The organism is Bradyrhizobium sp., from assembly GCF_035570375.1.
In the GTDB taxonomy this organism is placed as follows: Bacteria; Pseudomonadota; Alphaproteobacteria; order Rhizobiales; family Xanthobacteraceae; genus Bradyrhizobium.
This window is the reverse complement of record NZ_DATMLW010000034.1, coordinates 1-15684: the sequence shown is the minus strand read 5'-3', so window position 1 is coordinate 15684 and position 15684 is coordinate 1. Positions and strand designations below refer to the sequence as shown.

Sequence of the window (15684 nt, the reverse complement as noted above, 5' to 3'; positions counted from 1 at the left end):
GTTCCTTTGCGTCAGGTTGTGCGGATTTGAGGCGAACTGTCGAGGCTCATTGCGAGCACACGCGCGACATGAAGGGCAGGGCGATCGGTGCCGTCCCTGATCTGGTGCCGGCACGACGTGCCGTCGGCGATCACCAGGGTTTCGGCCTCTGCGCGCCGCACCGCAGGCAGCAGCGATAATTCGGCCATCTCCATCGACGCTTCATAGGTGTCGGCGCCATAACCGAACGCGCCGGCCATGCCGCAGCAGCTGGATTCGATGGCTTCGACCTTCAGATCCGGAATCAAGCGAAGCGCCTGCTCGACCACCTTGAACGCGCCAAACGATTTCTGATGGCAGTGGCCGTGCACGACCGCCTTGGGCGCGATCGGGCCAAGCGACAATTGCAGGCGGCCGGCGGATGCCTCGCGGACCAAAAACTCCTCGAACATCAGCGCGTGCGCACTGACGTTTTTCGTCGTCTCGTCGGAACGCAGCGAGAGCAACTCGTCGCGAAGCGTCAACAGGCAGCTCGGCTCGAGCCCGACAATGGGAACGCCGCGCGCGGCGAACGGCGCGAAAGCCGCGACCAGCCGGTCAAGCTCGGCGCGGGCATGATCGACGAGGCCTGCCGAGAGGAAGGTGCGGCCGCAGCACAATGGCTTGCCGCGGAAGGCCGGCCTCGGAATGTGGACGCGGTATCCGCCCGCGACGAGTACGCGCAGCGCGGCATCCAGGTTCTCGCGCTCGAAAGTCCGGTTGAAGGTGTCGGCGAACAGCACGACCTCGCGCCCGTCAGTCGGGCCGAATACCTCGCTCTCCGGTGCAAAGACATCGCGCCGCCATTCGGGCAACAGGCGCTGCGCGCTGATGCCCGCCACGCGCTCGAGCAGGGTTTTGAGCAACCTGCTCCGATTGCGCAAATTGGCAAGCGGAGCGAGGCGCGAAAACAGCGGCGCATAGCGCGGCAAGTAGCCGACGAGGGCGTCGCGCAGCGAAAGTCCGAACCTTGCGCGCCGCGCCGCAAGCACCTCGATTTTCATCTTGGCCATGTCGACGCCGGTCGGGCATTCATGGCGGCAGGCCTTGCAGGACACGCAGAGCTTCATCGTGTCCATCATTTCGTCGGATGAAAGTGCGCCCGGCCCCAACTGGCCGGAGATCGCGAGCCGCAGCGTATTGGCGCGGCCGCGCGTGACGTCCTTTTCGTTGCGGGTCGTGCGATAGGACGGGCACATCACGCCGCCTTCGAGCTTGCGGCAGGCGCCGTTGTTGTTGCACATCTCGACTGCACCCTGAAAGCCGCCGCCCGCGCCGGGATAGGCGGACCAGTCGAGCGCCGTCTTCATCTCGCCGACGGCGTAGTCCGGCGGATAGCGGAACAGCGAGCGGTTATCCATGCGCGGGGCATCGACGATCTTGCCGGGGTTGAGCACGGAATCGGGATCGAAGCGCCGCTTCACCTGGCGAAAATCCTCGATGATGCGCGAGCCGAACATGGTCTGGTGGAATTCCGAACGAACGATGCCGTCGCCGTGCTCGCCCGAATGCGAGCCCTTGTACTCCCGCACCATCGCGAAGGCTTCCTCGGCGATCGCGCGCATCGCCTTGACGTCCTTGTCGAGCTTCAGGTTCAGCACCGGGCGCACATGCAGGCAGCCCTCGGAAGCATGCGCGTACATGGTGCCGCGGGTGCCATGTTTGGCGAAGATGGCGTTGAGCCGTGCGGTGTAGTCGGCAAGATGCGGCAAGGGCACCGCGCAATCCTCGACGAAGGAGACCGGCTTGCCCTCCTGCTTCATCGACATCATGACGTTGAGGCCGGAGGTGCGGAAATCGGCAATCGCCGTCTGCGTCGCCGCTTCGACGACATCGACCACGCCACCCCATTTGCGCACCGGGTTGTTCCAGCCAAAGCCGAGATCGCCCATCAGTTCCGAAAGCTGCTTGAGCTTTCGTAGATTGTCGACCTGATCTTCCTCGGCGAATTCGACGATCAGAAGCGCATCGGGATCACCACGCACGGTCGCCTCGATCACCGGCCGGAACATCGGGATGTCGCGCCCCAGCGCGATCATGGTGCGATCGACCAGTTCCACCGCGATGGGCTTAAGCTTGACCAGATGCTGGGCGGCATCCATCGCCTCGTAGAAGCTGCCGAAGTGGCAGACACCGAGCACGCGGTTGCGGATCACCGGCCACAGCTTCAGTTCGACCTGCGTGGTGAAGGCGAGCGTGCCTTCGGAGCCGACCAGAAGATGCGCCATGTTGTTCGGCGCGTTGCGGGGAACGAGCGCATCGAGATTGTAGCCGCCGACCCGGCGCTGCACCTTCGGAAACTGCTCGGCGATCTCGGCGGCCTCCCGCTCGCCGAGATCAAGCATGTTGCGGAACAGTGCCGAGGCTGATGGTGGCTCCACGCCCTCAAGGTCGCGCCACACCTCGCCGAAATGCAGCTTCGTGCCGTCGGCCAAAGCCGCGTCCATCGAAAGGGTGTTGTCGCGCATGGTGCCGTAACGAAGCGACCGCCCGCCGCAGGAATTGTTGCCGGCCATGCCGCCGATGGTGGCGCGCGAGGCGGTGGAGACGTCGACCGGAAACCACAAGCCGTGCCGCTTGAGTTGACGGTTGAGATCATCCAGCACGATGCCGGGTTCGACGAGGCAGGTCCGCTTCTCCGGATCGAGCGAGATGATGCGGTTGAGGTGTTTCGAGAAGTCGATGACGATGCCGTCATTGATGGTCTGGCCGCATTGCGAGGTGCCGCCGCCGCGCGGCGTGACCTTGCAGCCGGTATCGCGGGCGATGGCGAGCGCGCGCAGCGCCTCGGGGATAGAGCGCGGCACCACGACGGCTTCCGGCATGATCTGGTAAAACGAGGCGTCGGTTGCATAGCGGCCGCGGTCGAACGCATCGAGGAAGACCTCGCCGGTGATCTCGCGCGACAGCCGCTCCTTCAGTTTTGTCGAGCCCGTATCGGTCATTCCAATTCCACTACCGCTGGATGCGGTCGTTCCTGTATTTGGCTAAAATACAAATCTGCCGAGCTCGTTTTCCGATTTGAATGCAAAATTAGGATGAGGTAAAATCCGATTCAGAGCCGGGACGATATCAAGCCGGTTCGGAAGCCGCCACGCCGCCGGCGTTGAGAAATTCCACCGCCGCGGTGCGCTTGTTGCGCAGGTGGCGGAACAGGATGTCGCTGAGTTCGTCGCCGGCGCGGCGGCGCAGCGCATCCAGGATGGTCTCGTGTTCGCGCATCGCCTCTCCCCAGCGCTCGCGCTTGCGGGCGAAATTGGCGGAGTAGCGCACCCGGCGAATCCGGCCGGCGAGGTTGGCGTAGGTCGCCTTCAGCGTCGTGTTGCGCGAGGCCTCGACGATTTTCTGGTGGATGAGCTGGTTGACGTGGAAGTAGCCGTGCATGTCGCGGTGCAGGTAGAAGCCGTACATTTCATAGTGCAGCCGCTCGATTTCGGCGATCTCCTCATCGGTGATGTTCTCGCAGGCAAGCCGGCCGGCAAGACCTTCCAGCCCGCCCATCACGTCGAACAGTTCGCCGAGATCCTTCTCGCTCAAGCGCCGCACGCGCGCGCCGCGGTTGGGCAACAGCTCCACCAGGCCTTCGGACGCCAACACCTTCAACGCCTCGCGCAGCGGCGTGCGCGATATCCCGAGCATTTCGCAAAGCTGCCGTTCCGGAACCCGGCCGCCGTCGGGAATATTGCCTTCGACGATGTAGTCGCGCAGCCTGCTCAGGATCTCGCCGTGGAGCGACTGCTCTTCTCGCGCGCCATCGGCGGCGTTCGCGAGCGCCTGTGAGGTGGTGTCGTTTGGAATCATCGGCTTCATGACCGGAACATACGCGCTGGCAGCGGGGCCGTCGACAAAAATTGCACACAATTTATGGGTTGAAGCGGGAAAAAATGAATGCAATATTGCTGCTGTGGATTTGGCATTCGCTTAAGTCTCGCCGCGAGTTCTGACATGGCGAATGTCAAATCCAAAAACCACACCAGAATCAATAAGCTTCGTAGTGTTCCTTTGGTTCTGACATTCGTAAAAGCGCGCGCAGCAACCCGTACGAATGTCAGAACTGGAACACTACCCTTCGCCGACAGAGGAGGAATCCGTGACCAAGCACCAGGGACGCCATTTCCTGAACATACCGGGGCCGAGCCCGGTGCCCGACCGCGTGCTTCGCGCCATGGACATGCCGGTCATCGACCACCGCAGCGCCGAGTTCGCAGAACTCGGCAAGGCGGTTTTCGAGGGCTGCCAGAAGGTGTTCAAGACCAAGGGTCCCGTGATCGTTTTTCCGTCCTCCGGCACCGGCGCGTGGGAAGCGGCGATCGTCAATACGCTATCGCCCGGGGACAAGGTGCTGATGGTCGAGACCGGGCATTTCGCCACGTTGTGGCGGCAAATGGCCGGCCGCTGGGGCATCGACGTCGATTTCATGCCCGGTGACTGGCGCCACGGCGCCGACCCCGCCGCGATCGAGGCCAAGCTCGCGGCCGACAAGGCCCACGCCATCAAGGCGGTGATGGTCGTGCACAACGAGACGTCGACCGGGGTCACCAGCCGCATCGGCGAGATCCGCGCCGCGATGGACAGGGTCGGCCATCCCGCGCTGCTCCTGGTCGATACGATTTCCTCGCTCGGCTCGGTCGATTATCGGCACGACGAGTGGAAGGTGGACGTGACGGTGAGCTGCTCGCAAAAGGGATTCATGCTGCCGCCGGGGCTTGGCTTCAACGCGGTTTCCGAAAAGGCGCGCGCAGCCGCAAAAACCAACAAAATGCCGCGCTCCTATTGGGATTGGGAAGAAATGCTCAAGCCGAATGCGAACGGCTTTTTTCCGTACACGCCGGCGACAAACCTGCTTTACGGGCTGCGCGAGGCGATCGCGATGATGCTGGAGGAGGGGTTAGACAACGTGTTCGCCCGCCACAAGCGTCTGGCCGCCGCAACGCGCGCCGCGGTCACCCAATGGGGCCTGGAGGTGCTGTGCCTGGAGCCTGCCGAATATTCGCCGGTGCTCACCGCGGTGGTGATGCCGCCCGGCCATGACGCCGACAAGTTCCGCAAAACCGTGCTGGATAACTACAACATGTCGCTCGGCTCGGGACTCTCGAAGCTCGCCGGGAAAGTTTTCCGCATCGGTCATCTCGGCGAATGCAACGAGCTCACCTTGCTCGGCGCCCTGTCGGGCGTGGAGATGGGACTGGCGGCGGCCGGCGTTCCGCACCGCGCCGGCGGGGTCGATGCAGCGATGAAGACGCTGGAAGAGCCTAGCCAATCGAACTCGGCGCATCTGAAGATGGTCAAGCCGTAGCGGATCGGCGCCATTTGTCCTGACGGATCGGCGTCGACAAACTATCTGAGTAGGGTTGCCTGGGAGGAATGAACAAGATGCGGCTTCAGTTCAAAGCCACGCACGTCGTGCTGGGCCTGCTCTGCGTGATGTATTTCATCACCTATGTCGACCGGGTGAATATCGGCACCGCCGCGAGCGAAATCCAGAAGGAGCTCCATCTCTCAAACACCCAGCTTGGGCTCGTGTTCTCGGCCTTTGCCTATCCGTATCTCCTGTTCCAGGTGATCGGCGGCTGGGTCGGCGATCGTTTCGGGCCGCGCAGGACATTGTTCTGGTGCGGCCTGATCTGGGCGTCGGCGACCATCATGACCGGCTTCGTGACGGGCCTGGTGACGCTCTTCATCGCGCGCGTGGCGCTCGGCTTTGGCGAGGGAGCGACCTTTCCGACAGCGACGCGCGCCATGCAATATTGGACGCCTGCCGGCCGCAGAGGCTTTGCCCAAGGCCTCACGCACGCATTTGCTCGCCTTGGCAACGCCGTGACGCCACCCTTGATCGCGGTGCTGATGGCCTGGCTGACCTGGCGCGGCTCGTTCATCGTGCTTGGATTGGTGAGCTTGCTCTGGGGCGTGGTCTGGGTCCTGTATTTTCGCAACGAGCCCAAGGACCATCCCTCGATCACATCAGAAGAATTGGCGTCGCTGCCGCCACGCGCACCCGGCGCGCGGCCCAAAGTGCCGTGGGGACCGCTGTTGGCCCGGATGTGGCCGGTGACGCTGACCTATTTCTGTTACGGCTGGAGCCTGTGGCTTTACCTGAACTGGCTGCCGCTGTTCTTCAAGAACAATTTCAGTCTCGACATCAAGAACTCGGCGTTGTTTGCCTCCGGCGTATTCTTTGCCGGCGTGGTCGGCGACAGTCTCGGCGGAATCCTCTCTGACGGCATTCTCAAGCGAACCGGCAACGTCCGCCTTGCCCGGCTCAGCGTCACGGTCACCGGTTTTGCCGGCGCGCTCGCCTCGCTTATTCCGATCATTTTCATCCACGACATCACGGTCGTGGCGCTATGCCTTTCCTCCGGCTTCTTTTTCATTGAAATCACGATCGGCCCGATGTGGTCGGTGCCGATGGACATTGCGCCGAAATTTTCGGGGACGGCCTCAGGCCTGATGAACACGGGCTCCGCGTTCGCAGCGATCGTCTCGCCGCTGGTTGCCGGTTACGTGATCGACGTGACCGGAAACTGGTATTTGCCGTTCCTGATGTCGATGGGTCTGCTCGTGCTCGGGGGCTTCTGCGCCTTCCTGATGCACCCCGAGATCCCGTTCGAGGCCGGCGAGCCGATGTTGCCTGGCAGCCAGGCGGTCGCCGCGGAATAACGGGGTTTTGGGTACATTCGGTCAAAAGAAGCCAGCGACAACCTTCCCCCTCCCGTCGCCTGCGCGCGATACCCTCCCCGCTTGCGGGGGGAGGGTTGGGGTGGGGGACCATCTCTTATCCATTGACGACGGGGCTTGGGCGCAGGACAAGCCGCCCGATTGGTGATATTCGACCGCTTTGCGGAACCCACTGCCGGGAAGGACGACGATGACGCTGCATACCGGAAGGCATTTTCTACAGATTCCCGGCCCGACCAACATCCCCGACCGGGTGTTGCGCGCCATGGATATGCCGGCGCTCGATCATCGCGGGCCGGAATTCGCCGAGCTCGGCTATGCGGTCATGACCGGGCTGCAGCGCATTTTCCGCACCAAGCACCCGGTGATCATCTTCCCGTCCTCCGGGACCGGCGCCTGGGAAGCGGCGCTCGTCAACACGCTGTCACCCGGCGACAAGGTGCTTTTGGCCGAGACCGGGCAGTTCGCGGTGCTCTGGCGAGGCATTGCGGAAAAATTCAAGCTCGATGTCGAATTCATGCCGACCGACTGGCGCCGCGGCGCCGATGTCGCTGAAATCGAGTCCAGGCTCGCCGCCGACCGCTCGCACAAGATCAAGGCGGTCATGGTCATCCACAACGAGACCTCGACCGGCTGCGTCACCCATCCGCTGGAAGTCCGCAAAGCGCTCAATCGCACCAATCACCCGGCGCTGCTGATGGTCGACACCATCTCTGGCCTCGCCTCGATGGAGTACGAGCACGACGCCTGGGGCATCGACGTGGCCGTCGGCGGATCGCAGAAGGGCATGATGTTGCCGCCGGGCCTGAGCTTCAACGCGCTCTCGGACAGGGCGCTTGCCATCTCCAGGGCGAATTCGTCGCTTCGTTCGTATTGGGACTGGCACGACATGCTCGAATTCAACAAGCTCGGCACCTTCCCCTATACGCCGGCCGTCAACCTTCTGTTCGCGCTGCGCGAGGCCATCGCGATGCTGGAGGAGGAGGGGCTGGAGAACGTCTTTGCCCGCCACAGGCGCCATGGCGCGGCGACGCGCGCGGCGGCCAAGACCTGGGGGCTCGACCTCGTCTGCCTCGACCCGAACGCCTACTCGCCGTCGCTCACCGCGGTCATGGTGCCGGACGGCCACGACGCCGACGCCTTCCGCAAGGTGGTTCTGGAAAACTTCGACATGTCGCTCGGAACGGGCCTTGGCAAGCTGAAGGGCCGGGCGTTCCGGATCGGCCATATCGGGCACTTCAACGACCTCATGCTGATGGGAACATTGTCGGGGGTGGAGATGGGGCTCGATCTCGGCAAAATTCCGCATCGCGGCGGCGGCGTGATGAGCGCCATGGAGGTCCTCAAGGGACGCAACGCGATGGCGATGCCGAAGGCCGCGGTGGCCTGAATGCTGACGTAGCGAGCGGCGTTGCCATCGCCGGCGCGCCAAGGTCGTGCCTCGTTGCAAAGGTCGTCAACACTGAACCCGCGAGATAAAGAAAGAGCGCGAGAGATGAACGCCCCCGTGCAAACGAATGAAGACCTCATCTACGCCGTCGAAGGCGGCATCGCGCACCTGACCTTCAACCGCCCGCAGGCGCGCAATGCGCTGACCTTTGCGATGTACGAGCAGATGGCCTCGATCTGCGAGAACATCAACGCCGACCGCTCGATCAAGGCGATGATCCTCACCGGCGCGGGCGACAAGGCATTCGCCTCCGGCACCGACATCTCGCAATTCCGCGCCTTCAAGACCGCGCAGGACTCGCTTGACTACGAAGCGCGGATCGATCGCGTGCTCGGCACGCTGGAACAGGTGCGCGTGCCGACCATTGCCGCCATCGCCGGCGCCTGCACCGGCGGCGGGGCGGGAATTGCCGCCTGTTGCGACATCCGGATCGGCACCGCCTCGACACGGATCGGCTTTCCGATCGCGCGCACGCTCGGCAACTGCCTGTCGATGTCCAACATCAGCCGCCTGGTGTCCCTGATCGGGCCGGCGCGCACCAAGGACCTGATCTTCAAGGCGCGGCTGGTGGAAGCGCCCGAGGCGCTCGCGCTTGGGCTGCTCAATGAGGTCGTGAGCGACGTCGAGACGCTGCAGCGCCGTGCGGACGAGACCGCGAAGCTCGTCGCCGGCCACGCGCCGATCACGCTCGAGGTGACGAAGGAGGCGGTGCGCCGCATTCGCCGCACGCTCTCCCGCGACGAGGGCGAGGATCTGATCCTCAAGGCCTATATGAGCGAAGATTTCCGCGAGGGGATGGACGCCTTCCTCAACAAGCGCACGCCGAATTTCAAGGGGAAGTAACTTGCTGCATCCGGAGATGGATCTGAACGCTACGGCGCTTTGGATCCGCGCGTCATTGTACGCTTCCATTCCTCCGGCATAGTACGCTTCGATTCCTCCGACGCAGCGGTCTCGGGCTGCGTTGAATCCGGATATTGGCCCCACGCCGTGAAGACCATTTTGAAAACCTGATCGCCAGTTCCGCCCTTCTCGATGGCAAGGATGGCGCGCCGCTGGCTCACATAGTTGATCGGTATATCGAACCACGGGCGCTCCAGCAGCATGTGCACGTTACGCTGGCGGTCGGAGGGCTGAGATGACAGCCCAACGAGAAAAGAACCGTCGGTGACCTTGACGGAAAGTGCTGCCAAGGGCGAACCTCGCGCCTGCTCGTTCGCTTTCATCAGGATCCCCGGCACGTTGGCGACCCCGCCGCCGTCGAAGTCGCCAGACACCGCGATCGTCAGCTCGACGACGTGGCTTGCCGGCAAAGATGGATCGAGATTGCGTTTGAGCGACATCGTCATTCGCAACCCACGCGACGGAATCTCGACATCGGCGCGTGCGGCGAGTTCGTCGGGCTTACCATTGGTTTTGATCTTTTCGGTGCGCCAGATCACCGAACCATCAAATCGCCGTCCCTTTGCATCTGTGGGATCTTCTTCGTAAAGCGCGACGCGTTCGCGGACGCCGTCCTTCGGCATCGGTGGCAATGAAGGCGCCGACGGGCGCGCCTTGGCGGCAGCCGCCTTGAGTTCGTTGAGCCGCGCCATTGCGAGTTCGGCAAAAAAGGTGGTGCCATAGCGCTGGATGAACGCTTCGAGCAGCGCCGGATTTGTTGTGTTCTTGACTGCGTCCCAGGCTTCCGCGGCCTCACTCTTGGGAGCGGCGCTTTCGGCTGGCCCTGCGCCTTGCCCGGCACTCGCTGGTGAGCCGGCGAGAGCCACGTCAGGGCAAGACGTCAAGACAAGCGCGGACGTCAGAACAAGTGTGGCGGCGAAGAAAACTTTGCGGATCAACCCCACGCACTCCCAGATCGTTCTCGCCGCAGGCGCTGAAGACACATGTCGCCCGCGCAACCCATGTATAGCACACGTGCAGCGTGCATAAACTGCTTTCCTGTCGGAAGTTCCTGTGTCGGGCCTCTCACGACTTCGGAAACAAAAAGCCCGGCGCGAGGCCGGGCTTTCCGTTTTTCCGAAGCGAGTTAAACCTCAGTATCTCGCCACGACCGGGCCATTGAATTTGTAGTTGATGCCGAGCCGCACGATGTTGTCGGTGATGTGCGAATTGTAGTTGCTGACAATGACGCCGCCGCCAAGCGCAGGAATAGTCGTCACGAACGATCCGTTCACCTTGCCGAGATCGACATAGAGATATTCGAGCCTGGCCGTCCAGCCGCCGCCGATCGCGCCTTCGATGCCGGCGCCGGCCGTCCAACCGACATTGGTGGTGGTCGCGGCCGAGAACAGCACCGGCGGGGTGCCGATCGTCTCCTTGGTATCGACTTCGCCGTAAGCGAGACCGCCGGTGGCGTAGAGCAGGAACATCGGGCTTACGGCAACGCCTGCGCGACCGCGCACGGTTCCGAACCAGTCGACCTTTTGCTCCAGGGCTGCCGGAGTGAGCAGCGCAACGGGTGGCGGGGGCTCGCAGGACGAGCAGGTGAAAATGCGCTGGCCCTTCTCGTTGCTGCCCTGGATATCGGCCTCGATCCCGACCACGAAATTCCGGATCTGCCAGTTATAGCCGATCTGGGCGCCGCCAATGACGCCAGTCAGGTTCGATGTGCCTGCGCTGCCAAACAAGGCCGCGCCTGTGCTGCCAGTCAGCGTCGAAGTGTCGCTCGACCTTCCGAAGCTATAGCCAACGTTGCCGCCGACATAGAAGCCGGTCCAGTTGAACAGGGGCTCGGCGAAGACCGGCGCCCTGGTATAGGGCCCCATCGGCAGATCGGCCGCGAGCGCGCCGGTGGCGAGCAGGCTGGTAATCGCGGCAATGCCAATCAATGTGCGCTTCATCGAGAGTTCTCCGGCTGGATTTTTGGAAATCGACCGGAAGATTAGCCGCAAGGGGTTTACCGTCCGTCATGCGAGCGGCATTGGCATACCCAGCCTCGAGTTGTAGTGAAAATTTTATTAAATTCGTCGGTGACGCCTTCACGCAAAAGATAGAGTGTTCGCACCACGCGATCCGGCAGGGCTTGCGTTCGTCCGGTCACTCGTCGGGAGGACCGTAGCCGGCCATGCGCAGGCGAACCTTCTCGATCTCTTCCTTCGACAGAAGCGGAGGTTTCCCGATCTGGAGGCAGCCGTAATATTGCCGCGCGAGCGTTTCGACCTCGACCGCAAGCCACATGGCTTTCGACAGCGACGGCCCGACCGCGATCATGCCGTGATGGGCCAGCAGGCACGCCGACCTTCCCTTCAGCGCAGTGACGGCCTGTTGCGACAGTTCCTCCGTTCCGAAGGTCGCATAGGGCGCGCAGCGAATGGTATCGCCGCCGGCGCAGGCGATCATGTAGTGGATCGGCGGAATCGCAAGGCCCATGATCGCCAGTATCGTCGCATAGGGCGGGTGTGCGTGAACTACCGCGTTCACCTCCGCGCGTGCTTTCAGGATATCGCGGTGGAAGCGCCATTCGCTCGACGGCCGTTGTTTGGCGTGTGGCGGGCCATCCTCCAGCTTCATGAATACGATCTGACCGGGCTTCATCGTCTCATAAGGCGTACTGGTCGGCGTGATCAGCATGCCGTCCGCGTGGCGCAGGCTGATATTTCCCGAAGTGCCCTGATTGATGCCGAGCTGGTTCATCTGCCGGCAGGCCTCGATGATGGATTGCCGCTTCGCCCGGTCGCTCGTGGTGGACATCAGCTTTTCCTAAACAAGATGAGGCTGGTGAGGATTCAAATTAGAAGGCCTTGCACTCGACGAATAGAGGTGGATTATGGCCCCGCAATATAGTCGGGACAATTGGCCGGCCTGGAGAGTTGCGCAGCGGCCCTCGCATTGAAATCGGACGGGAAAAGCTCATGACAGCTGCCGTGCTTGGCATTATCGGAGGATCGGGCATCTACGATCTGCCCGGGCTTGAACATGCCCGCGAGGAGGTGATCGCCAGCCCCTGGGGCGAGCCCTCCGCGCCCTTGCGCCGGGGCACTATCGCCGGCTTGCCGGTCGTGTTCCTGTCGCGGCACGACAGTGGCCACCGCCTGTCACCTTCCGACATCAACTACCGTGCCAATATCGACGTGCTCAAGCGTGCCGGCGTCACCGATCTGATTTCACTCTCGGCCTGCGGCTCCTTCAGGGAAGAGCTGCCGCCCGGCACATTCGTGCTGGTCGATCAGTTTGTCGATTGCACCTACAGGCGTGAGAGCTCCTTCTTCGGCAAGGGCTGCGTCGCCCATGTGTCGATGGCCCATCCGGTCTCGCCGCGATTGCACGTGCATCTCGCCGCAGCCGCAGAAGCCGAAGCAATCCCGTTTTCCCGCGGCGGCACCTATCTCTGCATGGAAGGTCCGCAATTTTCCACGCTCGCCGAGAGCACGATCTACAAGACGCTGGGCTATTCGGTGATCGGCATGACCAACATGCCGGAAGCCAAGCTCGCCCGCGAGGCCGAAATTTGCTACGCGAGCGTCGCGATGGTGACCGATTTCGACTGCTGGCATCCCCATCACGACGCAGTCACGGTGCAGGACATCATTCACGTGCTCAACGCGAACGGCGAAAAGGCGCGCCGTCTGGTGGCGCGTCTCGCCAGCGGTTTTCCGAGGCAGCACGAGCCGTGCCCGATCGGGTCTGACCGCGCGCTTGACACAGCGCTGATCACCGCGCCGGACGCGCGGGATCGCGACCTTCTGAAGAAGCTGGATGCGGTGGCGGGACGGGTGTTGCGCACATGAAAGTCGACGGTCGACATTTCCGAACGATATGGGTCGAGCCGGATGGCTGGTCGATCGGTGCGATCGACCAGCGACGACTGCCGCACGAATTCGTCATCGCAAGAATGACCAGTTGCGACGAGGCGGCGGATGCCATCAGCTCGATGCTGGTGCGGGGCGCGCCGCTGATAGGCGCCACGGCCGCTTACGGTGTGGCGTTGGCGATGCGGTCCGATGCTTCGGATGCGGCGCTGGCACGCGCCTGCGATGCACTGAGCGCGACACGGCCGACGGCGATCAATCTGAAATGGGCGTGTGATGAGATGCGCAAGGCTCTTTCCACGCTTCCGCCGTCGGCGCGTGCGGCGGCCGCTTACGTCCGTGCCCGCGAAATCGCCGAGGAAGACATCGCGATCAACCAGGGCATCGGCCAGCACGGGGTCGAGCTGATCGCAACGATCGCAGCCAGGAAGAAGCCGGGCGAGCGCGTCAACGTGCTGACCCACTGCAACGCGGGCTGGCTTGCAACGGTCGATTGGGGAACGGCGACGGCGCCGATCTATACGGCGCACGATCAAGGCGTGGGAGTCCACGTCTGGGTCGACGAGACGCGGCCGCGCAACCAGGGCGCTTCGCTGACCGCCTGGGAACTGGCGCACCACGGCGTTCCGCACACGGTGATCCCGGACAACACCGGCGGCCATCTAATGCAGCACGGCATGGTCGATCTCGTCATCGTCGGCACCGACCGGGTGACGGCCAATGGCGACGTCTGCAACAAGATCGGCACCTATCTGAAGGCGCTCGCCGCGCGCGACAACGGCGTGCCGTTCTATGTCGCGCTGCCGTCACCCACGATCGATTTTTCCGTCAATGATGGTCTGCGGCAAATCCCGATCGAACAGCGCAGCCCCGAGGAGGTCGCCACCATGACCGGGCGCACCGCGGACGGGCGGATCGAGACGGTGCGGATCGTGCCCGAGGGGTCGCCGGTCGCCAATTACGGCTTCGACGTGACGCCGGCGCGACTCGTGAGCGGGCTGATCACCGAACGCGGCGTGCTGCAGAGTGACCGCGAAGCGCTGGCTTCTGCGTTTCCGGAGCGGGCGGGAGACTGAAACGGCAGGGCGGCGAGACTTCCAGGCAATTTGGCTGACCTCCTTTTGCAAGGACAGTTGTTTTCCATGCACTGCAACTCAAACTTTTCGGGGGCCAAGATTGAAATCGGACTCGGTCCTGGCATCACGATGATCAAACCGCATCGGGTTGGGCCGGGGTTCTGATGGCCCAACCATTTGTTGGCAGGTAGCGCCCGGAATCATGGGCTTGGAGGGCGCTCACGGTTCCCTGCTTCCTGATTTCACTTATTTCTGCCAATTCGCGTCGACTTCGGAGAGGGGGAAGGTGATGGCTCTGTATAAATCGGTGCAAATGCTTGAACCTCGCAGGCATCCACAATCACCGACACTCGAGCACCCTTGTATTCGTCATTGTCGTAGAAAACTGAATAGACAGTGTGCTGCTCCGAAGTCGAACTGGCCTCTCTGACGCAGACGAAATAGCGCCCGGGACCGTGATCAGTTGGGCGCACATCGGACATCTCCAACGGAGGACCCAGCTTTGCTTCCGATGCAGCTTTTTTGACCCCTGCGATAACAGCAGCCTGCATCGGTGGGGATGGCGGCGTGTAAGTAGATGGCGGCGCACATGCGCTCAGCAACACGGTCATAAACGCCCCGAGCACTCCAGCGGAACACATTTCGGCGAAGGTGATTGTTTGAGGACGATCTATCACTCGCGACCAATCCACCCGAGCAACGATCAAAGCCCGACGGGTTGAAGCTCGTCTGCCCCGAACGAAATCGGTCCCGTTTGGCGGGGCCGGAGGAGGGGGGACGAATGCGAGTCTAAATCTATAAGCCGGTCCTTACAGCAAACTTACAGCTGCTGCCCAACTGGAGCGTGATGGTGACGGTGGCGGACTCGTTCCGCTAGTTCGTGGCGGTTACCAGGAAACCCGCATCAGCATCAAATGTACGAGATACAAACCACACCTCGGCAATCTCTCCCAAGCGCCGTTTTGCCCGCGCAGCAAATCATCGAACTTGCTCGATTTCGCGATTTCTTAGGTTGAGTACGACTGCACCACACGCGCGTTGATTGCCCTTTGAAGCGGCACTTTCTTGCAGAGTGCCGCCCCAGAATGGGGCACAGCAGGATAGGTTCTTTCGGTCGCGCGGGCGATGCGCGGGGCTTCAGTCCCGCGCTATTGCATGTAATGCACAAAAAGAAGCGAGCCGTAAATCAACGCTGGAAGGCTCAGCCCCGACGCAACCGCCAGATCAAGCCACATGTAATGCCCCTTGGCTTTGCAATGGGATTCGCGAAATTGGGCCTGAAACTTTGTCAACAAATTGGCCGGAAATGGAAACTTCCGATTCTTTTGGCAGAGGCGCCTGTTTTAGCGAGGGACCACAGACGTAGGCGATCGCCGACCCGAGCTGCTCTCCACCACGACTGATCGAAGCCGGAGAATTCAAGTGTGTTGCAGCGGCGCAAGTTCTCAATTGGCCGCATTGTTGCCCTCTCTATGCATCAACAACCCAAAATGCTTCGGGGTTCGAATTACAGGGACGAATAAACACGGCCAACGAATGGGTGCGGGCTGGCGGGGGATATTACCGTCCGCCATCGCGATCAGGGGATGGCATGACCTTCACTTCGTGGCAGTTCGGCTTGTTTGTTGCGGTTGTTTTCGCAACCTATTACCTGCCGCCGGTCCGGCCGTTTCAGGCCTATCTTCTGGTGGTCGCGAGCCTGTTTTTCTATGGC

Annotated in this window: 11 protein-coding genes; 6 read left to right on the top strand and 5 right to left on the bottom strand. The window is 62.3% G+C overall.

The window, feature by feature from the left end; genetic code table 11:
* Positions 1-11 precede the first annotated feature (11 nt).
* Both VNX23_RS04010 and VNX23_RS04005 read right to left on the bottom strand, forming a co-directional pair.
* The gene (locus tag VNX23_RS04010; protein WP_414642943.1) at positions 12-2963 is read right to left on the bottom strand and encodes an FAD-binding and (Fe-S)-binding domain-containing protein; all 2952 of its coding nucleotides are present in this window, start codon (positions 2961-2963) and stop codon (positions 12-14) included.
* A 127-nt stretch (positions 2964-3090) separates the two neighbouring features.
* Positions 3091-3819, bottom strand: coding sequence for a GntR family transcriptional regulator (locus VNX23_RS04005; RefSeq protein WP_325627951.1), 729 nt, complete (start codon positions 3817-3819; stop codon positions 3091-3093).
* Positions 3820-4108: 289 nt separating this feature from the next.
* Here VNX23_RS04005 and VNX23_RS04000 point away from each other — a divergent pair, with 289 nt between their 5' ends.
* The 4 genes from VNX23_RS04000 (at position 4109) to VNX23_RS03985 (ending at position 8986) form a co-directional block, all read left to right on the top strand.
* On the top strand, positions 4109-5314 hold the full coding sequence (locus VNX23_RS04000) for an alanine--glyoxylate aminotransferase family protein (protein ID WP_325627884.1): 1206 nt from the start codon (positions 4109-4111) through the stop codon (positions 5312-5314).
* A 77-nt stretch (positions 5315-5391) separates the two neighbouring features.
* Positions 5392-6675 (top strand): MFS transporter, encoded by a 1284-nt coding sequence (locus VNX23_RS03995; protein WP_325627883.1) that lies wholly within the window; start codon positions 5392-5394, stop codon positions 6673-6675.
* Positions 6676-6883: 208 nt separating this feature from the next.
* On the top strand, positions 6884-8083 hold the full coding sequence (locus VNX23_RS03990; protein ID WP_325627882.1) for a pyridoxal-phosphate-dependent aminotransferase family protein: 1200 nt from the start codon (positions 6884-6886) through the stop codon (positions 8081-8083).
* A 105-nt stretch (positions 8084-8188) separates the two neighbouring features.
* Positions 8189-8986: an enoyl-CoA hydratase/isomerase family protein gene (locus VNX23_RS03985; protein ID WP_325627881.1), complete on the top strand. Its 798-nt coding sequence runs from the start codon at positions 8189-8191 to the stop codon at positions 8984-8986.
* A gap of 29 nt (positions 8987-9015) precedes the next feature.
* Here VNX23_RS03985 and VNX23_RS03980 read toward each other — a convergent pair whose 3' ends face one another.
* From VNX23_RS03980 to VNX23_RS03970, 3 genes are all read right to left on the bottom strand, one after another.
* Positions 9016-9984 carry a hypothetical protein gene (locus VNX23_RS03980; RefSeq protein WP_325627880.1) on the bottom strand — a complete coding sequence of 323 codons (969 nt, stop codon included), beginning with the start codon at positions 9982-9984 and terminating at the stop codon, positions 9016-9018.
* A 195-nt stretch (positions 9985-10179) separates the two neighbouring features.
* Positions 10180-10986 carry an outer membrane protein gene (locus VNX23_RS03975; protein WP_325627879.1) on the bottom strand — a complete coding sequence of 269 codons (807 nt, stop codon included), beginning with the start codon at positions 10984-10986 and terminating at the stop codon, positions 10180-10182.
* A 196-nt stretch (positions 10987-11182) separates the two neighbouring features.
* Complete coding sequence (locus VNX23_RS03970) at positions 11183-11836, bottom strand: class II aldolase/adducin family protein (protein WP_325627878.1); 654 nt, start codon at positions 11834-11836, stop codon at positions 11183-11185.
* A gap of 161 nt (positions 11837-11997) precedes the next feature.
* Here VNX23_RS03970 and VNX23_RS03965 point away from each other — a divergent pair, with 161 nt between their 5' ends.
* Together VNX23_RS03965 and mtnA are read left to right on the top strand one after the other, a co-directional pair.
* Positions 11998-12873 carry an S-methyl-5'-thioadenosine phosphorylase gene (locus VNX23_RS03965; RefSeq protein WP_325627877.1) on the top strand — a complete coding sequence of 292 codons (876 nt, stop codon included), beginning with the start codon at positions 11998-12000 and terminating at the stop codon, positions 12871-12873.
* Positions 12870-13970: an S-methyl-5-thioribose-1-phosphate isomerase gene (gene mtnA, locus VNX23_RS03960; protein ID WP_325627876.1), complete on the top strand. Its 1101-nt coding sequence runs from the start codon at positions 12870-12872 to the stop codon at positions 13968-13970. Before VNX23_RS03965 ends, mtnA begins: the two co-directional genes overlap by 4 nt.
* Positions 13971-15684 lie beyond the last annotated feature (1714 nt).

Bases quoted from the DNA above. Each gene is read 5' to 3' on its own strand.
- VNX23_RS03995 (WP_325627883.1), top strand. From the start codon at position 5,392: ATGCGGCTTCAGTTCAAAGCCACGCACGTCGTGCTGGGCCTGCTCTGC.
- mtnA (WP_325627876.1), top strand. From the start codon at position 12,870: ATGAAAGTCGACGGTCGACATTTCCGAACGATATGGGTCGAGCCGGAT.
- VNX23_RS04010 (WP_414642943.1), bottom strand. From the start codon at position 2,963: ATGACCGATACGGGCTCGACAAAACTGAAGGAGCGGCTGTCGCGCGAG.
- VNX23_RS03965 (WP_325627877.1), top strand. From the start codon at position 11,998: ATGACAGCTGCCGTGCTTGGCATTATCGGAGGATCGGGCATCTACGAT.
- VNX23_RS03975 (WP_325627879.1), bottom strand. From the start codon at position 10,986: ATGAAGCGCACATTGATTGGCATTGCCGCGATTACCAGCCTGCTCGCC.
- VNX23_RS04005 (WP_325627951.1), bottom strand. From the start codon at position 3,819: ATGATTCCAAACGACACCACCTCACAGGCGCTCGCGAACGCCGCCGAT.
- VNX23_RS03990 (WP_325627882.1), top strand. From the start codon at position 6,884: ATGACGCTGCATACCGGAAGGCATTTTCTACAGATTCCCGGCCCGACC.
- VNX23_RS03985 (WP_325627881.1), top strand. From the start codon at position 8,189: ATGAACGCCCCCGTGCAAACGAATGAAGACCTCATCTACGCCGTCGAA.
- VNX23_RS03970 (WP_325627878.1), bottom strand. From the start codon at position 11,836: ATGTCCACCACGAGCGACCGGGCGAAGCGGCAATCCATCATCGAGGCC.